Annotated in this window: 20 protein-coding genes; 11 read left to right on the top strand and 9 right to left on the bottom strand. The window is 74.4% G+C overall.

Going from position 1 to position 22,534, the window contains the following annotated elements:
* Positions 1–43: 43 nt before the first annotated feature.
* Entirely contained in the window at positions 44–1,339 is a 1,296-nt protein-coding gene (locus RF640_RS05450) for an acetyl-CoA C-acetyltransferase (protein WP_368827105.1), read from the bottom strand.
* Positions 1,340–1,486: 147 nt separating this feature from the next.
* Here RF640_RS05450 and RF640_RS05445 point away from each other — a divergent pair, with 147 nt between their 5' ends.
* Together RF640_RS05445 and RF640_RS05440 are read left to right on the top strand one after the other, a co-directional pair.
* Positions 1,487–2,260 (top strand): TetR/AcrR family transcriptional regulator, encoded by a 774-nt coding sequence (locus tag RF640_RS05445; protein ID WP_017833839.1) that lies wholly within the window; start codon positions 1,487–1,489, stop codon positions 2,258–2,260.
* An 88-nt stretch (positions 2,261–2,348) separates the two neighbouring features.
* Positions 2,349–4,730 (top strand): acyl-CoA dehydrogenase, encoded by a 2,382-nt coding sequence (locus tag RF640_RS05440; protein ID WP_368827015.1) that lies wholly within the window; start codon positions 2,349–2,351, stop codon positions 4,728–4,730.
* A 153-nt stretch (positions 4,731–4,883) separates the two neighbouring features.
* Here RF640_RS05440 and RF640_RS05435 read toward each other — a convergent pair whose 3' ends face one another.
* The 7 genes from RF640_RS05435 to RF640_RS05405 all read right to left on the bottom strand — a co-directional run bounded on the left by RF640_RS05435 (position 4,884) and on the right by RF640_RS05405 (position 10,528).
* On the bottom strand, positions 4,884–5,381 hold the full coding sequence (locus RF640_RS05435; RefSeq protein WP_035926429.1) for an SRPBCC domain-containing protein: 498 nt from the start codon (positions 5,379–5,381) through the stop codon (positions 4,884–4,886).
* A gap of 1 nt (position 5,382) precedes the next feature.
* The gene (locus RF640_RS05430; RefSeq protein WP_035926432.1) at positions 5,383–5,757 is read right to left on the bottom strand and encodes a metalloregulator ArsR/SmtB family transcription factor; all 375 of its coding nucleotides are present in this window, start codon (positions 5,755–5,757) and stop codon (positions 5,383–5,385) included.
* Between the two features lie 86 nt (positions 5,758–5,843).
* Positions 5,844–6,818: a hypothetical protein gene (locus RF640_RS05425; RefSeq protein WP_035926434.1), complete on the bottom strand. Its 975-nt coding sequence runs from the start codon at positions 6,816–6,818 to the stop codon at positions 5,844–5,846.
* A gap of 88 nt (positions 6,819–6,906) precedes the next feature.
* On the bottom strand, positions 6,907–7,803 hold the full coding sequence (locus tag RF640_RS05420) for a PP2C family serine/threonine-protein phosphatase (protein ID WP_017833844.1): 897 nt from the start codon (positions 7,801–7,803) through the stop codon (positions 6,907–6,909).
* Complete coding sequence (locus RF640_RS05415) at positions 7,800–8,957, bottom strand: adenylate/guanylate cyclase domain-containing protein (RefSeq protein WP_035926440.1); 1,158 nt, start codon at positions 8,955–8,957, stop codon at positions 7,800–7,802. The genes RF640_RS05420 and RF640_RS05415 overlap by 4 nt, the downstream gene beginning before the upstream one ends.
* A 3-nt stretch (positions 8,958–8,960) precedes the next feature.
* The gene (locus RF640_RS05410) at positions 8,961–9,641 is read right to left on the bottom strand and encodes a hypothetical protein (protein WP_109222362.1); all 681 of its coding nucleotides are present in this window, start codon (positions 9,639–9,641) and stop codon (positions 8,961–8,963) included.
* 2 nt (positions 9,642–9,643) lie between these two features.
* Positions 9,644–10,528 (bottom strand): biotin--[acetyl-CoA-carboxylase] ligase, encoded by an 885-nt coding sequence (locus RF640_RS05405; RefSeq protein WP_035926721.1) that lies wholly within the window; start codon positions 10,526–10,528, stop codon positions 9,644–9,646.
* 199 nt (positions 10,529–10,727) lie between these two features.
* Between RF640_RS05405 and RF640_RS05400 the strand changes: the two genes are divergently transcribed.
* From RF640_RS05400 to RF640_RS05390, 3 genes are all read left to right on the top strand, one after another.
* Positions 10,728–11,030 carry a YciI family protein gene (locus RF640_RS05400; protein ID WP_035926444.1) on the top strand — a complete coding sequence of 101 codons (303 nt, stop codon included), beginning with the start codon at positions 10,728–10,730 and terminating at the stop codon, positions 11,028–11,030.
* A gap of 158 nt (positions 11,031–11,188) precedes the next feature.
* Positions 11,189–12,772 carry an acyl-CoA carboxylase subunit beta gene (locus RF640_RS05395; protein ID WP_017833849.1) on the top strand — a complete coding sequence of 528 codons (1,584 nt, stop codon included), beginning with the start codon at positions 11,189–11,191 and terminating at the stop codon, positions 12,770–12,772.
* Positions 12,769–12,999, top strand: a complete 231-nt coding sequence (locus RF640_RS05390) for an acyl-CoA carboxylase subunit epsilon (RefSeq protein WP_035926447.1) — start codon at positions 12,769–12,771, stop codon at positions 12,997–12,999. The genes RF640_RS05395 and RF640_RS05390 overlap by 4 nt, the downstream gene beginning before the upstream one ends.
* Positions 13,000–13,046: 47 nt before the next feature.
* Here RF640_RS05390 and RF640_RS05385 read toward each other — a convergent pair whose 3' ends face one another.
* Positions 13,047–14,300 (bottom strand): CynX/NimT family MFS transporter, encoded by a 1,254-nt coding sequence (locus tag RF640_RS05385; protein ID WP_368827010.1) that lies wholly within the window; start codon positions 14,298–14,300, stop codon positions 13,047–13,049.
* 41 nt (positions 14,301–14,341) lie between these two features.
* On the opposite strand from RF640_RS05385, the gene RF640_RS05380 reads away from it, so the two are divergent.
* From RF640_RS05380 to RF640_RS05355, 6 genes are all read left to right on the top strand, one after another.
* The gene (locus tag RF640_RS05380) at positions 14,342–16,078 is read left to right on the top strand and encodes a DUF885 domain-containing protein (protein ID WP_368827008.1); all 1,737 of its coding nucleotides are present in this window, start codon (positions 14,342–14,344) and stop codon (positions 16,076–16,078) included.
* A 73-nt stretch (positions 16,079–16,151) separates the two neighbouring features.
* Complete coding sequence (locus RF640_RS05375) at positions 16,152–17,549, top strand: dicarboxylate/amino acid:cation symporter (protein ID WP_035926453.1); 1,398 nt, start codon at positions 16,152–16,154, stop codon at positions 17,547–17,549.
* Positions 17,550–17,706: 157 nt separating this feature from the next.
* Positions 17,707–18,912: a GAF domain-containing protein gene (locus RF640_RS05370; RefSeq protein ID WP_052132895.1), complete on the top strand. Its 1,206-nt coding sequence runs from the start codon at positions 17,707–17,709 to the stop codon at positions 18,910–18,912.
* A gap of 142 nt (positions 18,913–19,054) precedes the next feature.
* A complete protein-coding gene (locus RF640_RS05365; RefSeq protein ID WP_035926457.1) occupies positions 19,055–20,602 on the top strand; it encodes an aldehyde dehydrogenase family protein in 1,548 nt (515 codons plus the stop codon).
* A gap of 48 nt (positions 20,603–20,650) precedes the next feature.
* Positions 20,651–21,724 carry an alcohol dehydrogenase AdhP gene (gene adhP / locus RF640_RS05360; RefSeq protein WP_017834229.1) on the top strand — a complete coding sequence of 358 codons (1,074 nt, stop codon included), beginning with the start codon at positions 20,651–20,653 and terminating at the stop codon, positions 21,722–21,724.
* Positions 21,725–21,881: 157 nt separating this feature from the next.
* A complete protein-coding gene (locus RF640_RS05355) occupies positions 21,882–22,517 on the top strand; it encodes a nucleoside triphosphate pyrophosphatase (protein ID WP_035926461.1) in 636 nt (211 codons plus the stop codon).
* The last annotated feature ends 17 nt before the right edge of the window (positions 22,518–22,534 follow it).

Below are 22,534 nucleotides of genomic sequence, written 5' to 3'. Positions count from 1 at the left end.
GGGTCCTTGCTGTGGGGGTCGGCGGGGTGTCGGGGGCGCGGGCTCAGCGGGCCTCGAGGACCGCGGTGACGCCCAGGCCGCCGGCGGCGCACACCGAGATGAGCCCGCGGGCGGGGCGGCCGGTCTCGTCGGCGCGCTCGCGCAGGAGCTTGGCGAGGGTGCCGACGATGCGCCCGCCGGTCGCGGCGAACGGGTGCCCGGCCGCGAGCGAGGAGCCCGTGACGTTGAGCCGGCTGCGGTCCACGGTGCCGAAGGCGCCGTCCAGGCCCAGCCGCTCGCGGCCGAACTGCTCGTCCTCCCACGCGGCGAGGGTCGCGAGCACGGTTGCGGCGAACGCCTCGTGGATCTCGACGAAGTCGAAGTCCTCGAGCGCCAGGCCCTGGCGGGCCAGCAGGCGGGGCACGGCGTAGGCGCCGGCCATCAGCAGGCCCTCGTCGCCGTGCACGAAGTCGACGGCGGCCGCCTCGACGTCCACGACGTCGGCGAGCACGGGCAGGGAGCGCTCCGCGGCCCAGTCCTCGGAGGCGAGCAGCACGGTGGAGGCGCCGTCGGTGAGGGGCGTGGAGTTGCCCGCCGTCATGGTGGCCCCGGCGTCGAGGGACTTCCCGAAGACCGGCTTGAGCCCGGCGAGCTTCTCGACCGTGCTGTCCGGGCGGAGGTTGTTGTCCCGGGACAGGCCGCGGAAGGAGGTGACGAGGTCGTCGAAGAACCCGCGCTCGTAGGCGGCCGCCAGGTTGCGGTGGCTCGCGGCGGCGAGCTCGTCCTGGGCCTCGCGGGAGATCCCCCAGCGGGCGGTGGTGAGGGCCTGGTGCTCTCCCATGGACAGCCCCGTGCGCGGCTCCCCCGTGCCGGGGGCCACCGGTTTGAGGTCGGCCGGGCGCAGGCCCGCGAGGGCCTTGAGCTTCTGCGGGGTGCTCTTGGCCCAGTTGAGCTCGAGCAGGCTCCGGCGCAGCCGCTCGCTCACCACGACGGGCGCGTCCGAGGCGGAGTCGACGCCGCCGGCGACGGCCGAGTCGATCTGGCCGAGCCGGATCTTGTTGACCAGCGTGGAGACGGCCTCCATGCCGGTGGCGCAGGCCTGCTGCACGTCGAAGGCCGGGGTGCGGGGGTCCAGGACCGAGCCGAGCACGGACTCGCGCGTGAGGTTGAAGTCCTTGGGGTGCTTGAGCACGGCGCCGGCGGCGACCTCGCCGATCCGCTCCCCGGCGAGGCCGTAGCGGGCGGCCAGGCCGTCCAGGGCGGCGGTGAGCATGTCCTGGTTGCCGGCGTTGGCGTAGGCGCCGTGCGCCCGGGCGAAGGGGATGCGGTTGGCGCCGACCACGACCGCACGGCGGGCCACGCCGGTGCGTCCGGCGCCGCTGGGGGTCGTGTGCTCGGCGGTGGGCTCGACGGTCTGCTCGGGGGTGGACTCGCTCACAGGTAACTCCTCGGTGGTGTTGTGATGATGATCACGTCACGAAAGACAATACCTGATACTCTGGGTATCGTGAAACAGGTCGACGCCACTGACTCCGCCGCCCCGGGCGGCACGCCCGCCACGGACGGACGCTCCTCCCGCTGGGCCCGGCACCGCGCGCAGCGCCGGATCGAGCTCATCCGCACGGCGCGCAGCGCCGTGGACGAGCTCGGCGCGCAGGCGTCCATGGAGGAGATCGCCACCGCGTGCCAGACCTCCAAGTCCGTCTACTACCGGTACTTCGGGGACAAGGCGGGACTGCAGCGGGCGGTCGGCGAGTACACGGTGACGCGGATGCGCGACCGGCTCGAGGAGGCGGCCCGCGCGGCCGGCTCCTTCGAGGACTCGGTCGAGGCGATGGTCGCGGAGTACCTGCTCAGCATCGAGCGCTCGGCGTCGGTGTACCGCTTCGTCGTGGCCCTCTCCCCCGACCCCGGGCGCTCGCGGCACGACCGGCACCGGGCCGAGCGGGCCCGCGGCGAGCGCTCCGGCAAGGAGGACGCCCCGGCCGGGGACGGCGGCGAGCGCTGGCTGATCCAGGAGTTCGCCGAGTCCGTCAGCGGGCTGCTCGCGGAGGCCCACGTGCACCACACCCCCGCCGAGCGCCGGCTCGAGGAGCCGGTGCTCAGCTACTGGGCCGCGTCCACGATCGGCATGGTCCGCGGCGCCGGCGAGGCCTGGATGAACACCCCCGAGGGCACGCGGCGACCGTCCCGCGAGCGGATGACGGAGCTGATCGTGGGCTGGGCCGTCGACGGCCTGCGCCCGCCCGGCGCACCCGTGCCGGAGCCCCCCTCGACCTGACCACCGCCCGGGCCGGCACGGACCCCGGCCGGCCCCACCACCCCGTGACCGCACCGGCCACCGCCGGTCACCCACGACAGGAGCGAACATGACCACCACCATCGACCGACCGACCACCGCCGCAGCCGGCTCCGCCGCCGGGCCCGCCACCGCGGACGGCGCCGGGCTCCCGGGGCCCGCCGTGGACGTCGCCGCCCTCGGCGAGGTGCTGCTCGGGCGCTGGGCCGAGGTCCGGCGCGAGACCCGCCGGATGCTGCTCGACGAGCGGCTGCACCAGCAGCCGGGCCTCACCCACCACGAGCACCGCGAGCGGGTCCTGGGCCAGCTGCACCTGCTGGTGGAGCACGGGGCGATGAGCCGCGGGCTGCCGGAGGAGTACGGCGGGCACAACGACCCGGGCGGCAACGTCTCGGGCTTCGAGGAGCTGCTGCTCGGGGACCCCTCGATGCAGATCAAGGCCGGGGTGCAGTGGGGCCTGTTCGGCTCCGCGGTGCTCAACCTCGGCACCGAGGAGCACCACCGGCGCTGGCTCGCGGACATCCGGGACCTGAAGATCCCGGGCGTGTTCGCGATGACCGAGATCGGCCACGGCTCCGACGTCGCCTCGATCGGCACCACCGCCACGTACGACCCCGCCACGGAGGAGTTCGAGATCCACACCCCCTTCACGGCGGCGTGGAAGGACTACCTCGGCAACGCCGCCGTGCACGGGCGCGCCGCCGTGGTCTTCGCCCAGCTGGTGACGCTCGGCGTGAACCACGGCGTGCACGCGTTCTGGGTGGACCTGCGGGACACGGACGGGAACTTCCTGCCCGGCGTGGGCGGCGAGGACGACGGCCACAAGGGCGGGCTCAACGGGATCGACAACGGGCGGCTGCACTTCACCCGGGTGCGGGTCCCGCGCACGCACCTGCTGGACAAGTACGGGGCCGTGGCTCCGGACGGCACCTACAGCTCGCCCATCGCGAGCCCGGGCCGCCGGTTCTTCACGATGATCGGCACCCTGGTGCAGGGCCGGGTCTCCCTCGACGGCGCGGCCGTCCTGGCGAACAAGGCCGCGCTGAGCATCGCGATCCGCTACGGCAGCGAGCGCCGGCAGTTCAACGCGTCCTCCGACGTCCAGGAGGAGGTGCTGCTGGACTACCAGCAGCACCAGCGGCGGCTGCTGCCGCGGCTGGCGGAGACCTACGCCATGCACTTCGCCCACCAGGAGCTGCTGCACAAGTACGACGACGTCTTCTCCGGCCGCGAGGACACCGACGAGAACCGGCAGGACCTCGAGACGCTCGCCGCGGCCCTGAAGGCGCTGTCCACCTGGAGCGCCCTCGACACCGTCCAGGAGTGCCGCGAGGCCTGCGGCGGGGCGGGGTTCCTGACCAAGAACCGGCTCACCTCCCTGCGCCACGACCTGGACGTCTACGCGACGTTCGAGGGCGACAACACGGTGCTGCTGCAGCTCGTGGCCAAGCGGCTGCTCTCCGACTGGGCGGACGAGTTCAAGCACGTCGACGTGGGCGTGATGGCCCGCTACGTGGCCGGCCGGGCCACCGAGGCCACCTACCACCGGTCGGGGCTGCGCAAGCTCGGCCAGGCCTTCCGGGACACCGGGGACGTGCGCCGCTCGGTCAACGCCCTGCGCGAGGAGTCGGCGCAGCGCGCGCTGCTCACGGACCGGGTGCAGACCATGGTGGCCGAGATCGCGGAGAACCTGCGGCCCAGCGCCAAGCTCCCCCGCGCGGAGGCCGCGGCGCTGTTCAACGAGAACCAGCACAAGATCATCGCCGCGGCGCGCGCCCACGCGGAGCTGCTGCAGTGGGAGGCCTTCACCCGCGGCCTGGAGCAGGTCGCGGACCCGGGCACCCGCACCGTGCTCACCTGGCTGCGCGACGTCTTCGGGCTGCGGCTCATCGAGAAGAACCTCGCGTGGTACCTCTCCTACGGCCGGCTGTCCATGCGGCGCGGGCGCAGCCTCGACGAGTACATCGACCGGCTGCTCGCCCGCCTGCGCCCGCACGCCCTCGACCTCGTGGCCACGTTCGAGCTCGAGCCGGAGCACCTGCGGGCCGAGATCGCCACGGGGATCGAGGCCCGGCGCCAGGAGGAGGCGGCCGAGCACTACCGGCGGCTGCGCGCCTCGGGCAGCGCCCCGGTCAAGGAGCGCGTCCCCCGCCGGGAGACCGCCACCCCCGCCGCCGGGGCACCGGGCGAGAAGGCCCCGGAGGAGGCGAAGCGGGAGCGCCGCGCCGAGAAGCAGGCCGAACGGCGCACGGAGCGCCGGGCGGAGCGCAAGCACGAGCGCCGGCTCGAGCTGAAGCCGCTGAAGAAGGCGGCGCAGCGGGCCGCGGCGTCCGCGCAGCGGGCGGCCGAGCCGGGCCGCAGGTCCGCGGAGGGCCGGGAGCCGGCGGAGGGCCGTGAGCCCGCCTCCGGCACCGCGCCGGCCGAGGGCGCTGCCGTGACCCAGGACGCCTGACCGGTCGGGCCCGCCGTCGCACGCCGTCACCGCAGGCGGTCCCGGCGGTGACGACGCCGCCCCGGAGGCCCCGGGGCGGCGTCGTCGTCCGGTCCCGCGGCGCGAGCGAGGACCGGGGAGGGCTGCGCCGTCGGCGGCCGGGCCCCCGGCGGCTCAGCGGGGGACGGCGCCGGCGAGGAGGCCGTCGATCTGGCCCATGGCCTCCCGCATGCCCTCCTCCATGCCCATCGCGGACATCTGCTCCAGCTGGTCCGCGCTCTCGAAGGTCGAGACCGTGGTCATCCGCGTCCCGCCGTCGACGGCCTCGAACGTCACGACGCCGTGGGTGGCCCCCAGCGCGGGGTCGGGCTCGCCGTCCTCGCTCGCGAAGCCGTCGTCGAACTCCAGCCGGTGCGGGGCGTCCACGGCGGTGACCGTCCACCAGCCCCGGGCCTTCTCCCCGTCGGGGCCGGTCATGTAGTAGCGGCACCGCCCTCCCTCGGCGAGCTCGTGCTCCTCGAAGGTGGCGGGCCACTCGGGAGGGCCCCACCAGCGCTCGAGCTGGCGCGGGTCGGCCCAGACCTCCCAGACCCGCTCGACGTCCGCGGCGAACTCCGCGACGAACGTCAGGGTCAGTGCCTCGGTGTCCTTGTGCACGTCGATGACCGGCATGTCATGCTCCCTTCCTCCTGGGCCCCGGGTCCCCCGGGGGCGTCTCCTCGGCGAGGAGGTCCTCGATGGCGCGGGCCCGCCCGCGCCAGATCTGCTCGTAGTCCGCCAGCAGCGCCGCCGCCCGGCGCAGCGTGGCCACCCCGGCGTGCACCACCTGCTCCCGGCCGCGCCGCTCCTTGGTGACCAGCGAGGCCCGCTCGAGCACCGCCACGTGCTTCTGCACGGCGGCGAAGCTCATCCGGTAGTGCGCGGCCAGCGCGGAGACCGACTGCTCCTGCCGCAGCACCCGCACCACGATGTCCCGTCGCGTCGAGTCCGCGAGGGCCCGGAAGATGCGGTCGACCTCGTCGTCCGTCAGCTCATTTCGTACAACCATTTGGTTGTATGTTAGGGCGCCCGGTGCTCCGGCGCAAGGGGTCCGGGCCCCGGGACCCGGGTGTGACCTCCGGGGCCGCGCAGCGCTCAGTAGAGACCCGCCGCGCCGGTCAGGTGGCGGTGCAGACCGTGGGCCACGATCGTGTTGCCCAGCGCGTTCAGGTGCCGGCGGTCCGCGGCGACCACCGAGCGCGGGGGCAGCCCCAGGCCCAGCCACCGGCGGTCCGCGGGCGAGGCCCCGATCCGGTGGGCCCGCAGCGGCGCCAGGGACCAGAGACCGGGATCGCGCAGATCGGCCATGGTGTCGTAGAACCGGTCGCCGTACTCGGCCCGGAGGGCCGCGTTCACCGCGCGCACCTCCTCCCACCCCGCGGTGCCGGGACGGTCGGCCGCGGTGTGCCAGTGGCCCATCACCACGGACGTGCCCGGCTCGACCCCCCACGCGGCACGGGTGTCGGAGAGCACCTGCTCCGGGTCCTCGATGTTGTTCTTGCCCGTCCACAGCAGGTGGACGTGGCCCCGGTGCTCCTCCTCCAGCGCCGTGCGCCAGCGGGCCTCCGACGCGGGCGCCACCTCGAGCTCGGCCCCCGGGACCGCCCGGCGCAGCACCACGTCCCCCTCGTCCCGCCCCACGGCCTGGATCGTGCACGGCAGACCGGAGACGGTGCCCGGGATCGCGAGGTGGACGCTGGGCACCCGGCCGTCCACCGTGGGCACGACCAGCGACCCGTGGGCCGGGATCCGCCCCACCCCGTAGCCGGAGCCCAGCCGGGGCAGGTAGGGGTGGGCGCTGCTGCGCATCGCCAGGGTCTGCCACGACCGGTCGCCGCTGACCGCGCGCGAGGTCCCGGGCACCTCCAGCAGCTGCGAGAGCAGGTCGTCGATGCGCACCGCGGGGAAGCCCCGCGGGCGGTCCCGGTGGAGGGCGCTGGCCGCCGAGGAGGAGCCCCACAGCACGAACGGCCGCCGGCCGGCGGAGGGCTCCGTCAGGGCGCCCCCGAAGGCGCCGGAGGCGGCGAGCACCAGGCCGGAGAGGACGAACGAGCGGCGCGAGAGAACCATGTTCTCAAAGGTAAACAGGCCTGGTGGGAGCGGTGCCGTTGTGACAGATCATGATGCCCCCCACTTCGGGGGACGCGGCGTGCGCGGCTCAGAAGCCGGGGGCGTACTCCCCCGGCCGCACGGCGTCGGCCACGATCACGGTGACGTTGTCCCGCCCCCCGGTGCGCAGCGCGGCCTGCAGCAGGACGTCGGCCGCCTCCTTCGGGTGGGGCACCGAGGCGAGCACCCGGGCCATGTGGGCGGGGCTCAGCTCGTTGGTCAGCCCGTCCGAGCACAGCATCAGCCGGTCCCCGTGCCGGGCCGGGAGCACCCACACGTCCGGCTCCCACACCTGGCCGGTGCCCAGGGCGCGGGTGATCACGTTGCGGCGCGGGTGCACGAGCGCCTGGGAGGCGGTGAGCTGCCCGATCGACACGAGGTACTGCACCTCGGAGTGGTCCACGGTCAGCTGCTCGATCCGCGGCCCACCCTCGCCCTCGCCGGCCCGCCCCCCGGGCTGGGGCGAGACCAGCCGGTAGGTCCGGGAGTCGCCGGTGTTGAACACGACCCACAGCATGCGCCCGTCGATGCGCAGCAGCCACACACCGGTGACGGTGGTGCCCGCCCGGCCCTCGACCGCGTGCTGGATGTGCTGGTCCGCCTGCCACAGCACGGAGCGGACCCGGCGGACGGCCTCGATCGCGTCCTCGGGGATCTCCGGGTCCAGCCGCAGCTCGCGCTCCACCACGGCGCGGAACCGGGCGATGTCCCGGGGCGGCTCCGGCTCGAGGACCTCGAAGGAGCGGAAGTCCTCCAGCTGGAACAGGGGGGACGCCCCGAGGGTGCGCACGCACAGGGCGCTGGCCACCTCACCGGCCTCGTGCCCGCCCATCCCGTCCGCCACGGCGCACATCGCGGCCGTGACCACCAGGGCGTCCTCGTTGGACTCCCGGCGCAGGCCCCGGTCCGTGGACGCGCCCGCGCGGATGACGAGAGGTGCGCTCATTCGAAGTCGACCTCCAGCCCGGCACCGGCGCCCTGGGAGAGCGCGACGGGCTGGACGTCGCCGAAGCCCCGCACGTTGCGGGTGGGCTGCGGCAGGAGGATGAAGCGGTCGTCGCCGGAGAGCACCGCGGCGGTCGAGGCGTCCACGAGCACGGAGCCCGGCTCGGTCAGCGACACGAGCCGGGAGGCGAGGTTCACCGTGGGCCCGTAGATGTCCCCGAGCCGCGGCAGCACCCGCCCCCAGACGAAGGCCACGCGCGCCTGCGGCAGCTCGGGGTCGTCGCGGATGGCGCGGGCCAGGGCCAGGGAGATCTGGGCCCCGCCCTCGGGGGTCTCGGCGAGGAACATGACCTCGTCCCCGATGGTCTTGATGAGCCGGCCGCCGCCCACGGCGATCACCTCCGCGCAGCGGTTCTCGAAGCGCTGCACGAGGTTCGCCAGGGTCCGTTCGTTCATCTGCCGGGACAGCGAGGTGTAGGAGACCAGGTCCGCGAAGCCCACCCCGCGCGCGAGCGGGAGGACGGCGGACGCCCCGTCGTCGGACGTGGGGCCGGTGGCGGTCGAGCCGTCCGGGCGCTCCACGCGCATCGCGAGCCGCTGCACGGCGGCGTTCATCTGCCGCCGCCACGAGTAGACGAGGAGGTTCTCGATCGCGTCGATGAGGTCGGGCAGCAGGTGCAGCAGCTGCCGCCGGGCGGCGGCGTCGGTCATGCCCCGGTGGACGACCATGTCCTCGACGAGCGCCTCGACCTGCCACACGACCATGCGGTCGGTCATCTGCCCGATCGAGCGCACCAGGGACAGCGCCGCCTCCTCGGTGACCTTCTCCTCGAGGACCATGGTGGACAGCACCCGGAGGGCCTCGGAGTCCTGCTCGGTGAACCAGAGGTCGTCGTCGGTGAGGTTCGGGAAGCCCAGGGCCCGCCACACCTTCCGCGCGGACAGCAGGGACAGCCCGCCCCGGCGCGCGGCCTCCCGGCGGCGCAGGTCGCGCTCGGAGCCCAGGAGGGTCTGCTCGAGGGCCTGCACGGCGGCCTTGGACTCGTCCGAGCGGTACAGGTTGGCCTGGACGGGGTTGTGCAGGTTCAGGTTCAGCTGTGCCGTCTGGGGGCCGAGCTCCGGCTCGCCCTGGTTCTCCGGGTCCTCACTCGCCACACGTCACTCCTGTTCCTGGTGGACGGCCCGCCGGCTCCACGGTCGGCGCGGGGCGCCGGACGGACCCGGGCGTGGTGCCACGACCGCGTCGCGGTCCACTCTAGTGGGACGGAGCCACGGCGCACCCCCACCGGGACCGGGATCCCCCGCCCGGCCGGCGCCGCCGCCCGCCGACCACTCGTCCTCGGCGGCCCGGCGGATCAGCCCGGCCAGGCGCTGTGCCTCCGGGGCGTACTCCAGGCGCAGGCCGCCGAAGGGCCCGAAGTCCGCCACGACGCGCCCGTCGTGCCGGCCCAGGGCCGGACCGCGCCGGCGCTCCACCGAGACCCGGCGCAGCTGCTGCAGGGGCAGCGACACGGTCCTGCGGGCCCCGCCGGGGCGCAGCAGCACGAGGTGGCGGGTGGTGAGCACGTAGCGGGTGCGCCACCACCGCACCAGCGGGCGCAGGCAGCTGCGGAGCACCACCCAGCCGGCCGCGACGAGCAGGGTGAGCTCCACCCCGGCGTGCACCGTGGTCCACGGCTCCGCCACGGGGCGCCAGCGCAGCTCGAGGGCCCGCTGGGCGAAGGAGAGCGTGAACACCGTGAGCAGCAGCACCAGGAAGGGCCGGGTCAGCCGGGCGCCGTGAGCCCGTGTGGACACGAGCACGCGCTCCCCGGGCTGCAGGGCGGGACGGGCGGGCACGCTCAGGCCGTCCCGGGGGCGTCCGGGGCCGGGCGCAGGTGCACCACGTCGCCCGCCGTCACCTCGCGCTCGGCGCCGCCGTCCTCGCGCACCAGGAGGCCCCCGTGCTCGCCGAGGCCCGTCGCGGTGCCCGTGACGGGGGCGGCCCCGCCGGGCAGCTCGGCGCGCACCGGGCGTCCGATGGTCTCCATCCGCTCGGTGATCCGGGCGCGCAGCGGCCCGTCCGGGCGCACGGCGGCCTCCGGGTCCGCGCAGAACTGCCGGTAGACGGGGACGAACGCGCCCAGCACGGCCTGCAGGACGGCGGCGCGCTCGATCTCGCGGCCGGTGGCGCGCCGGACGGACGTGGCCGTGTCCACGGGCAGCTCCTGCTGGGCGACGTTGATGCCCGTGCCCAGGACCACCGCCGGCGGGTGCTGCGCGTCCAGCACGAGGCCTGCGAGCAGCCCGGCCGCCTTGCGTCCGTCCACCAGGACGTCGTTGGGCCACTTGATCCGCGCGCCGGTCGCCGCGAGCCCGTCCAGGGCGTCGACGACGGCCGCGGCCATCAGCAGGGTCAGCCACGGGAAGTGCTGGGTGGGCAGCGGGCGGCCGCGCGCGTCGGCCGGGCGCAGCAGGAGGCTGAAGGTCAGCGCGGTGCCGGGCTCGGTGGTCCACACCCGGTCCAGCCGGCCGCGCCCGGCGCTCTGGTGGCCGGTGAGCACGAGGGACAGGTCGGTCCACGGCCGGTCCGGGCGGGGCCCGCGCGCCTGTCGGGTGACGGCGGCCGTCAGGTGCTCGTTCGTGGAGCCGACCTCGTCGAGGACGTCGATCCGCCCCAGGCCGAGGTCCGCCAGGGCCGCGAGCAGGGCGGGCTCGCGCAGGTCGGCGGCGCAGGGGTCGGGCACGGTGCTCCTCGGGTCGGTCGTCACGGGTCGGTCGTCACGGGCGGGTCCGCACGGGCCGGGGCGGTCGGTGCTGTCCGGCCGGGCGCCGTCCGCGTAGTGTTCGGACCACATCCACAGTAGTAGCCCCGTTCCCCGGGAACCGGCTGGACGGTCCCGTCCGGCCGGGCGGGGCCGCGGCACGACCCCCGGGAGAGCCACCGTGAGCGCAGCCGAGAACCGCACGACCTTCGCCGTCACCTACGTCTACGGCGGGCCCGCCGACGTCCTGGCCGCGCGCCGGCCGGAGCACCGCCAGTACCTCGGCGGGCTCGTGGAGCAGGGGCACCTGCTCGCGTCCGGTCCCTTCGACGACGACGGCGCGCCCGGCGCGCTGCTGGTCTTCGCCGCCGAGGACGCTGGGGCGGTCGAGCGGCTCACCGACGAGGACCCGCTGGTGCGCCACGGGGTGGTCACCGAGCGGACCGTCCGCCCCTGGAAGGTGGTCCTCGGCAGCGTCGGCTGAGCACCGTCCCGTGTCCCCCGGACCCGGGCACGGATTTTGTAGGAGTTCTACAACGGAGGCCCCCGCGGCCGCGGACTAGAGTGAGCAGGTCCCCTGACCACCCCGGACCGGACCGATCGGCGCGCCGGGCCGGCCGCGTACCAGACCACGAGGTGCCTGTGACCCACGACCTGACGACCACCGCCGGCAAGATCGCCGACTTCCACGACCGCAGGGCCCGCTCCGAGGTGCCCGCGGGGCAGGCGGCGGTCGAGAAGCAGCACGCCCGCGGGAAGAACACCGCCCGCGAGCGCGTGGAGATGCTCCTGGACGAGGACTCGTTCGTGGAGTTCGACGCCCTCGCGACCCACCGCTCGACCGCCTTCGGGATGGCGTCGAAGAAGCTGCCCGGCGACGGCGTGGTCAGCGGCTACGGCACGGTGGACGGGCGCCTGGTGGCGGTCTACTCCCAGGACTTCGCGGTCTTCGGCGGGTCGCTGTCCCAGGTCAACGGGGAGAAGATCGTCAAGGTCCAGAAGTTCGCCCTGCGCAACGGCTGCCCGGTCATCGGGATCAACGACGGCGGCGGGGCACGGATCCAGGAGGGCGTGGCCTCCCTGGCCATGTTCGCGGACATCTTCAACATGAACGTCCGCTCCTCCGGGGTGGTCCCGCAGATCTCGCTGATCATGGGCCCGTGCGCGGGCGGGGCGGCCTACTCCCCCGCCCTGACCGACTACATCGTGATGGTCGACAAGACCTCGCACATGTTCATCACCGGACCGGACGTCATCAAGACGGTCACGGGCGAGACGGTGGACATGGAGACGCTGGGCGGGGCGCGCCAGCACAACGCGACGACCGGCACGGCCACGTACCTCGCCGAGGACGAGCAGGACGCGCTGGACTTCGTGCACGAGCTGCTCGAGTTCCTGCCGGCGAACAACCTGCAGGAGGCGCCCCTGGTGGACCACGACCAGGAGGACGAGGTCACCGACCAGGACCTCGCCCTGGACGTGCTGGTCCCCGACTCCGCGAACCAGCCCTACGACATGCGCGCGGTGGTCGAGGCGATCGTCGACGACGGGCACTTCCTGGAGATGCAGGCCCTCTACGCCCCCAACGTGATGATCGGCTACGCCCGGGTCGAGGGGCACACCGTGGGCGTCGTGGCGAACCAGCCCATGCAGTTCGCCGGCACCCTGGACATCGCGGCCTCCGAGAAGGCGGCCCGGTTCGTGCGCCACTGCGACGCGTTCAACGTCCCGATCCTCACCCTCGTGGACGTGCCCGGGTTCCTGCCCGGCACCGATCAGGAGTTCAACGGCATCATCCGGCGCGGCGCCAAGCTGCTCTACGCCTACGCCGAGGCGACCGTCCCGCTGGTCACCCTGATCACCCGCAAGGCCTATGGCGGGGCCTACATCGTGATGGGCTCCAAGAAGCTCGGCGCGGACGTCAACCTGGCCTGGCCCACCGCGCAGATCGGTGTGATGGGCGCCCAGGGCGCCGTGGAGATCCTCTACCGCCGGGACCTCAAGGCCGCCGCGGACAACGACGAGGACGTCGAGGCGCTGCGCGCCGAGCTGGTGCGCAAGTACGAGGAGAGCCTGCTCAACCCCTACCAGGCCGCCGAGCTGGGCTACGTGGACGCGGTGATCTCCCCGTCCGAGACCCGGGTGCAGGTGCTCAAGGCCCTGCGGGCCCTGCGCGACAAGCGGGCGTCGATGCCCACCAAGAAGCACGGGAACATCCCGCTGTGACCCCCCGTGAGCCCGCCGAGGGCACCCCGTCCCTGCGCTTCACGGCCGGCAGCCCCACGCCGGAGGAGGTCGCCGCCGTCACGGCCGTCCTGCTCGCGCGCCGGCACGCGGGCGAGGAGGACGCGAAGGGCTCCCCGGGGCGCCGGGACCAGTTCCGCCGGATGCGGCTGGGCCTGAAGCTGCGCCCGGGCCGCGGCGCGTGGCGGCGGACCCGGCCGGAGGAGTGACCGGGCCGGAGGAGTGACCCGCACGCCGTGACCCGGGTGGCGCCCGGTCACGGCTCCCGGGGGATCCGCCGGGAGACGACGAGCGCCACCGCGATGCCCGCCAGGGCGAGCACCGCCGTCACCGCCCACGTCAGGTCCCAGGAGCCGGTCGCCTGCGCGACCGAGGCGACCGCGGGCGGGCCGGCGAACTGGCCCAGGGCGTTGAACTGCTGGCCCAGGCCCAGCGTGGTGGCCACCGTGGTGGGGGTGGGCGCGACGCGCATGAGGCTGGCGATCGCCGTGGTCGGCACCACTCCCCCCACCGCGGAGAACACCAGGACCGCGCCGTACCGGGCGCCGAAGCGCACGTCCTCGTCCAGCAGCGGGGCGATCCCGAACGCGACCACGGCGGCCAGGCCCAGCACGGCGAAGCCCGTGCGCCACAGCACCACGGGGCGCACCCCGCGCTGCAGGGCCCGACCCGCGCCCAGGTTGCCCACCACGTTGACCCCCGCGGCGAGCGCGCTGAGCCCCGCGGCGGCGCCCGCCGCGATCCCGGCCTCGGCGTACATGGAGGGCAGGAACTGCACCACCCCGTTCCACTGGGCGGTGTAGAGCCCAAAGACCGCGGCCACGAGCCACGGCCCCGGTGCGCGCAGGGTCAGCCAGAGGCGCTGCCGCACCCCGTGCACCACCGTGTGGGCCGGGTCCGGCGGGAGCACGGCGAGCACCAGCACGCCCAGGAGCGCGGAGCCGGCCGCGGCGGCCGCCCACCAGGTGCGCCAGCCGAGGGCCTCGCTGAGCAGCCCGCCGAGCAGCAGGGAGAGGGCCGCGGCGACCGGGATGTGGCAGCCCCACAGCCCCACCAGCAGGGACACCCGGGCCGGGGCCACGGTGCGCCGGATCAGTGCCGGGGCGCAGATCGACACGAGCATGAACCCCACGCCCTCCAGCACCCGGGAGCCCAGCAGCGGGCCGTACCCCGTGGAGAGCAGGCCCGTCACGGAGCCCGCGGTGAGCAGGCCCAGCCCGAGCACCAGGCCCCGGCGCAGGCCGATCCGGTCCCCGGACAGACCCACCACCACGCCCAGCAGCATGCCGGCCACCTGCACGGTGGAGAGCAGGAACCCGCCCTGCACCAGGCTCAGGCCGAGCTCGGCGGAGAGCACGGGCAGCGCCGGGGCCAGCTTCCACACGTGCAGGGCGCCCACCACCCCCGCGACCACCACGAGCAGGGCGGGTCCGGTCCCGGCGGTCCCCGAGGGCCCGGCCGGGACGGTCGCGGGGGGCGCGGAGTTCGCGCGCGGCGCAGGAGCGGACATGCTCCGCAGTCTAGGGAGCGCCCGGCGCTACTGTGACGTGCATGACCGATCAACGGCCCGACCCCCTGACCGGCGCCGGCCCCGCGCCCCTCGGCACGGGGCGGCGCGAGCCCACGGACGTGGACGCCGTGGCCGAGCGCTGGTTCGCGCGCACCATGGAGCTGGACCCGGCCCAGGCCACCGTGCACGGCTTCCCCGGGCACGAGACCGAGTACCGCGACTTCGGGCCCGAGGGCCAGGAGGCCCACGCCGACGCCGCCCGCCGGACGCTGGCGGAGCTCGAGCGCGCGGCCCCGGTCGACGACGTCGACCGGATCACCGGCCACGCCCTGCGCGAGCGCCTGGGCCTGGACCTGCTCCTGCACGAGGAGGGGCTGCGGGGCTGGGAGGTCAACAACATCTCCTCCCCGGTGCAGGAGATCCGGGAGGTCTTCGACGACCTGCCCCGGAGCACCGCCGAGGACTGGGCGCACCTCGCCGGCCGGCTGCGCGCCGTGCCCGCCGCCGTGGACACCTACGTCCTGGGCCTGCGGCACGCCCGCTCCCTCGGCCGCTCGGCCTCCGCGGCACAGCTGCGCAACGCGGCCCGGCAGTGCACCGGCTACGCGGCGCGCCACGGCTTCTTCGACCGGCTGGCGCGCAGCCCCCGCGTCCCCGAGGCGCTGCGGCAGCAGGTCGGGGAAGCGGCCGAGGCGGCGCGGCACGCCTACCGGGGCCTCGCCGCCGTGCTGGGCAAGGAGCTCGCCGCGGACGCGCCCCGCACGGACGCGGTGGGACCGGACGTGTACACGCTGCGCCTGCAGGAGTTCCTGGGCGCCGTCCTGGACCCGGCCACGGTCTACGCGTGGGGCGTGGAGCAGCTGCGCACGATCGTGGCGGAGCAGGAGCAGCTCGCCCGCCGGATCGCCCCCGGCGCCACGGTCGCCGAGGCCATGGCGGTCCTGGACGCGGACCCGGCGCGGCAGCTGCACGGCACCGACGCGCTGCAGGCGTGGATGCAGGACCTCTCCGACGCCGCCGTGGACGCCCTCGCGGACACGCACTTCGAGCTCACCGGTCCCATGCGCCGGCTCGAGTGCCGCATCGCCCCGACCCACGACGGCGGGATCTGGTACTCGATGCCCAGCGCCGACTTCTCCCGCCCCGGGCGCATGTGGTGGTCCGTGCCCGAGGGCACCCGGACCTTCACCACGTGGGAGGAGACCACGACCGTCTACCACGAGGGCGTTCCCGGCCACCACCTGCAGTTCGCCACCGCGCTCGCCAACTCGGGCGAGCTCAACCGGTGGCGGCGGATGGGCGTGTGGGTCTCGGGCCACGGGGAGGGCTGGGCGCTGTACGCCGAGCGGCTCATGGACGAGCTGGGCCACCTGCAGGACCCCGGGGACCGGATGGGGATGCTGGACGCCCAGCGGCTGCGGGCGGCGCGGGTGGTGTTCGACGTCGGCTTCCACTGCGGCTACCGGATCCCCGCGGAGCTCGGGGACGCCCTCGGCGGGGCCCGCCCCGGCGAGGTCTGGACGCCCGAGGACGGCTGGCAGTTCCTGCGCTCGAACATCGTGATGGCGGACCCGATGCTGCGCTTCGAGTGGATGCGCTACATGGGCTGGCCCGGGCAGGCGCCGTCCTACAAGGTGGGCCAGCAACTGTGGGAGCAGGCGCGGGAGGCGGCCCGCGCCGCGGCGGGCCCGGAGTTCCTGCTCAAGGACTTCCACACCCGCGCCCTGCGGGTCGGCTCGGTGGGCCTGGACACCCTGCGGTACGCGCTCGCCCTGTGACCTCCGTCATTCCCGCGTCACATTTCGTCACCGTCATTCGGTGTTGTATATTTCCGCGCCCTATCGTGGCCACATGATTTCCGCAGAAAGCACTCGACGGCTGCCCCGGTGGATGACCTCCTTCGGCCCGCAGATCGTGCTCGCCCTCCTCCTGGGCGTGGTCCTGGGCACCGTGGCCGACGCCCTCGGCGGCGACCCCGACACGGACCCCAACTGGCTGATGACCGCCCTGGACACCATCGGCACCAGCTACGTCAGCCTGCTCAAGGCCGCCGTGGTCCCGCTCATCGTGACCGCGGTGATCTCCTCCATCGCCAACCTGCGGGAGGTCTCCAACGCCGCCCGGCTCGCGTGGAAGACGCTGCTGTGGTTCGGGATCACCGCCCTGATCGCCGTGACGGTCGGCCTGGTGCTCGGCCTGGTCGTCCAGCCCGGCGCCGGCAGCGGCGCGGCCGCGCCCGCCGAGGCGTACACCGGGACGCAGGGCTCGTGGCTGGGCTTCCTCACCGGCCTGGTCCCCGCCAACTTCCTGGGCCTGCAGGTCTCCTCCTCCGTGGTGGACCCGGAGACCGTCCAGACCTCCCTCGGCTTCAACGTGCTGCAGGTGCTCGTGGTGTCGGCCGCCGTCGGCATCGCGGCGCTCAAGGTGGGCGCCCCCGCCGAGCCCTTCCTGGCCGTGGTCCGGGCCGCGCTCGCCGTGGTGCAGAAGGTGGTCTGGTGGATCATCCGCCTCGCCCCGCTGGGCACCCTCGGGCTCATCGGCCGGGCCGTGTTCGAGTACGGCTGGACCTCGATGGGCGGGCTCCTGGCGTTCGTCGCCACCGTCTACGCCGGCCTGCTGGTCGTGGCGTTCGTGGTCTACCCGGCCCTGGTCAAGGCGCACGGGCTCTCCGTCCGGCAGTACTTCTCCGGCGTGTGGCCGGCCGTGCAGCTGGGCTTCGTCTCCCGCTCCTCGGTCGGCACCATGCCCCTGACGCAGCGCGTCACCGAGCGCAGCCTCGGCGTGCCCCGCGCCTACGCGTCCTTCGCCGTGCCGCTCGGGGCCACCACCAAGATGGACGGCTGCGCCGCGGTCTACCCCGCGATCGCCGCCCTGTTCGTCGCGCAGTTCTACGGGATCGAGCTGGACGTCACGCACTACGTGCTCATCGCGCTCGTGTCCGTGCTGGGCTCCGCGGCGACCGCCGGCACCACGGGCGCCACCGTGATGCTCACCCTGACGCTGTCCACGCTGGGCCTGCCGCTCGACGGCGTGGGCCTCCTGCTGGCCGTGGACCCGATCATCGACATGGGCCGCACCGCGCTCAACGTGGCGGGCCAGGCCCTGGTGCCCACGATCGTCGCCCACCGCGAGGGGCTGCTGGACCGGGAGCTCTACGACGCCCCGCGCTCCGGCGACCCCTTCACACCCGAGGACGCCGCCCCCGAGGGCGCCACCCCCGAGGCCACCGCGGCGACCGGGGCCCGCTGAGCCCCGGCGCCGCCGTCCCCACCGCGAGGAGCGGGGAACTGCGAGAATGCTCGACGCATTCCGGCAGTTCCCCGCCCATCGCCGTTCCTGGACGCGTCACGGGCTACCCTGGGACGGGCATGAGAGCTGGATCACAGCACGGGACAGGAGGCGGCGCGTGGGCGCACCGGCGGACGGACCGACGACGACGGACCCGCTGCTGCGACTGTCCTGGGCCCGGTCGCTGGACCACCTCTCGGCGCCCGAGCGCTGCACCCCGCGGGTCGTGCTGGACGGCCCCGACGTCCGGGAGGCCCGCTCCCCGCTGCGGCTGCTGATGCCCGTGCTCGACGAGCTGCTCACCCCGCTGGCCGAGGACACCGGCCTGGTCGTGGCCGTCACGGACCCCGGCGGCGTGATCCTGCAGGTCCGGGGCAGCGCCGCGACCCGGCGGCGGGCCGAGTCCATGGGCTTCGTCGAGGGCGCCGACTGGTCCGAGCCGGCCGTGGGCACCAACGCCCCGGGCACCGCCCTGGTTCTGCGCCGGCCCGTGACCGTGCACCGCGAGCAGCACTTCTACCCCGAGGCCCGGCCCTGGACCTGCACGGCCGCCCCGCTGCTGCACCCCGTCACGGGGGCGCTGCTGGGGGCGGTGGACCTGACGGGCGGGGACGCCGCCGCGGCCCCCGCCACCCGGGCACTGGTCGGCGCGGCGGTGCGCGCCGCCCGGGCCGAGCTCGCCCTCGCCCTGCGCTCCGCCCGCCGCTCCGAGACCGCCGCGGCGCCGGCCGCCGCCCCCGCCCACGGCGCGTTCCTGCGCGTGCTCGGCGACGCCCCGCCGGCGCTGGTGCTGGACGGTCAGGCGCTGGAGCTCACCGAGCGCCACGCCGAGATCCTCCTGGCCCTGTCCCGCGCCGGCAACGGCCTGTGCACCGCGGAGCTGTCGGAGCAGCTGTGGGCCGGCCGGGCGCAGGAGACCACGGTGCGCGCCGAGGTCCTGCGGCTGCGCCGGCTGCTCGAGTCCCGGGGCGGGCCGGCGATCGCCTCCCGCCCCTACCGGCTCGAGACCCCGCTGCCCTCGGACGCGGGCCGGGTGCTCGAGCTGCTCGCCCGGGGCTCGCACCGGCGGGCGCTGCGCGAGTACACCGGGGCGCTGCTGCCCCACTCCGAGGCGCCGTCCCTCGTGGCCCTGCGCCACCGCCTCACCGGGCTCCTGCGCGAGGCCGTGCTCACCGACGGCTCGGCCGAGGCCGTGCGCGAGTACCTCACCCTGCCGGAGGCCGCCGACGACGCCGAGGCGTGGGCGCTGCTGCTGCGCCTCCTGCCGGCCCGCTCCCCCGCCCGCGCCGAGGCCGTGCTCGAGCTGGAGCGGCTGCGCATCTGACCGGCCCCGGCGCCCGCCGCACCGTGCGTGCAACGTGCGTGCAACGTGGCCCCCCGTAGCGTGATCCGCATCACACGATGGTGCGGACGAGGCGGTCCGCACCCGTGCCACACGCACCGTCACGCACCAGGAGCAGGTCACCATGAGCGTTGAAACCCAGTCCCTCACCACCGTCTACGCGCAGCCCGGCACCGAGGGCTCGAAGGTCACCTTCAAGCCCCGCTACGAGCACTGGATCGGCGGACAGTGGGTCCCGCCCGTGCAGGGCAGGTACTTCGAGAACATCTCCCCGGTCAACGGCAAGCCCTTCACGGAGGTGGCCCGCGGCACCGCCGAGGACATCGACGCCGCGCTCGACGCCGCGTGGGCCGCCGCCCCGGCCTGGGGCAAGACCCCGGTCGCGGAGCGGGCGCTGGTGCTGCACCGGGTCGCCGACCGGATGGAGCAGAACCTCGAGATGCTCGCCGTGGCCGAGACCTGGGACAACGGCAAGCCCGTGCGCGAGACCATCAACGCGGACATCGCCCTGGCCATCGACCACTTCCGCTACTTCGCCGGGGCGATCCGCGCCCAGGAGGGCACCCTCTCCCAGCTCGACGACAACACCACGTCCTACCACTTCCACGAGCCCCTCGGGGTGGTCGGGCAGATCATCCCCTGGAACTTCCCGATCCTCATGGGCGTGTGGAAGCTCGCCCCGGCCCTGGCCGCGGGCAACGCCGTGGTGCTCAAGCCGGCCGAGCAGACCCCGGCCTCGATCATGGTGCTCATGGAGCTGCTCGCGGACATCCTGCCCCCGGGCGTGGTCAACGTGGTCAACGGCTTCGGCGTGGAGGCCGGCAAGCCGCTGGCCTCGAGCCCGCGGATCCGCAAGATCGCCTTCACCGGGGAGACCACCACCGGCCGGCTCATCATGCAGTACGCGTCCCAGAACATCATCCCGGTGACCCTCGAGCTGGGCGGGAAGTCCCCGAACATCTTCTTCGAGGACGTCGCCGCGGCCCAGGACTCCTTCTACGACAAGGCGCTGGAGGGCTTCGCGTTCTTCGCCCTCAACCAGGGCGAGGTCTGCACCTGCCCCTCGCGGGCCCTGATCCAGGGCTCGATCTACGACCGGCTGCTGGCGGACGGCGTCGAGCGGGTCAAGGGAATGGTCCAGGGCAACCCGCTGGACCTCGACACCCAGGTCGGGGCGCAGGCCTCCAACGACCAGCTGCAGAAGATCCTCTCCTACATCGACATCGGCCGGCAGGAGGGCGCGAAGGTCCTCGTGGGCGGCGAGCGCAACGTCCTGGACGGGGACCTCGCCGAGGGCTTCTACGTCTCCCCCACGGTGTTCGAGGGCGAGAACTCGATGCGCATCTTCCAGGAGGAGATCTTCGGGCCCGTCCTGTCGGTCACCCGCTTCGCCGACTACGCCGACGCCATGGCCACCGCCAACGACACCCTCTACGGCCTCGGCGCCGGGGTCTGGGCCCGCAACGGAAACCTGGCCTACCGCGCCGGCCGCGACATCCAGGCCGGGCGCGTGTGGGTGAACCAGTACCACAACTACCCCGCCCACTCCGCGTTCGGCGGCTACAAGTCCTCGGGCATCGGCCGCGAGAACCACCTCATGATGCTGGACCACTACCAGCAGACCAAGAACCTGCTGGTCTCCTACTCCGAGGATGCCCAGGGCTTCTTCTAAACCACCCTCACCCGTCCCGACCGTCCGTCCCGTTCCAGGAGGAGCACCATGAACGCCCAGCAAGCCCCGACCGTCCAGGAGTCCGCGGCCACCGCGGTCCCCGGCACCATGACCGCCGCCGTCGTCACCGCCTTCGGGCAGCCCCTGGAGGTCAAGGACCTCCCGGTCCCCGAACCCGGCCCCGGCCAGGTCCTCGTCAAGCTGATCTCGACCGGTGTGTGCCACACCGACCTGCACGCCGCCCACGGCGACTGGCCGGTCCAGCCCACCCCGCCCTTCGTCCCGGGCCACGAGGGCGTGGGCACGGTCGTGGCCCTCGGCCCGGGCGTCACGGAGGTGCAGGAGGGCGACCTCGTGGGCAACGCCTGGCTGGCCTCGGCGTGCGGGCACTGCCGCAACTGCCGCACCGGCTGGGAGACGCTGTGCGAGGAGCAGGTCAACGGCGGCTACAGCATCGACGGGTCCTTCGGCCAGTACATGCTGGTCGACGCCCGCTTCGCCGCGCAGATCCCCGCGGGCGCCGACCCGTACGAGGTGGCGCCGGTGCTGTGCGCCGGGGTCACCGTCTACAAGGGCCTGAAGATGACCGAGGCGCGGCCTGGGGAGTGGGTGGTGATCTCCGGCATCGGCGGCCTGGGGCACCTGGCCGTGCAGTACGCGGTGGCCATGGGCCTGCGGGTCGCGGCGGTCGACGTCGCCGACGACAAGCTGGCCCTCGCACGCAAGCACGGCGCGGAGATCACCGTCAACGCGTTCGCGGAGGACCCGGCCGAGGCCGTGCTCGCGCAGATCCCGGGCGGTGCGGACGCCGTGCTGGTGACCGCCGTGCACCCGGCCGCGTTCGGCCAGGCGATCGGCATGGTCCGCCGCGGCGGGACGATCGTGTTCAACGGCCTGCCGCCCGGGGACTTCCCGGCGCCGATCTTCGACATCGTGCTCAAGGGCCTGACCATCCGCGGCTCCATCGTGGGCACGCGCCAGGACATGGTCGAGGCCCTCGACTTCTACGCTCGCGGTCTGATCCACCCGACCTACAGCACCCGTCCGCTCGAGGACGTCAACGCGATCCTCGACGAGATGGAGAAGGGCAAGATCGAGGGCCGCGTGGTCGTCGAGTACTGATCCGGGCGGACGCGAGGTGTCGCGTCCCGTCCCGGGCGATCGTGAGGGGTCGCGTCCTGTCGGTGGGAGAACGTCTCATCAGCAGGACGCGGCCCCTCGCGCGTGGGCGAGGGGCGCAGCGCGGCCCTCGCGCGCACGGCCTGCGTATCCTGGGACGGTGACTCCCCGCCTCGTCCTCGCCTCCCGCTCCCCCGCCCGCACCAAGCTGCTGGCCGACGCCGGGATCGGCCACGACCGGCTCGTCTCCGACGTGGACGAGGACGCCGTGGTCCGGGAGCGCGGGGTGACCGGCGCCGAGGAGACCGCGATGGTCCTGGCCCGGGCCAAGGCGGAGGCCGTGGCGGCGCTGCCCGAGGCCGCCGGCGCCCTCGTGGTGGGCTGCGACTCGGTCTTCGAGCTCGACGGCGAGGTGCACGGCAAGCCCTTGGACGCCGCGACGGCGACCGCCCGGATCCGGGCCATGCGCGGGCGCTCGGGGGTGCTCCACACGGGCCACTGGCTCGTGGACACGCGGAGCCCGGCGGACGGCGGGAGCGGCTGGAGCGGCGGCGCGCCCGCCAGCGCCGAGGTGTTCTTCGCGCAGATGTCCGACGACGAGGTCGCGGCCTACGTGGCCACCGGCGAGCCCCTGGAGGTGGCCGGGTCCTTCACCATCGACTCGCTCGGCGCGGCGTTCGTGGAGCGGGTGGAGGGCGACGTGCACGCCGTCGTCGGCCTGAGCCTCAGTACCCTGCGCACGCTGCTCGGCCGGGCGGGCGTCGGCGTGCCCGAGCTGTGGACCGCCGGCCGCTGAGAACCGCTCCCCGCCGG

This window comes from Kocuria sp. CPCC 205231 (genome assembly GCF_040980965.1).
GTDB lineage: Bacteria > Actinomycetota > Actinomycetes > Actinomycetales > Micrococcaceae > Kocuria > Kocuria rosea.
The sequence above is the reverse complement of the archived record's forward strand: the minus strand, read 5'-3'. Positions and strand labels throughout refer to the sequence as shown.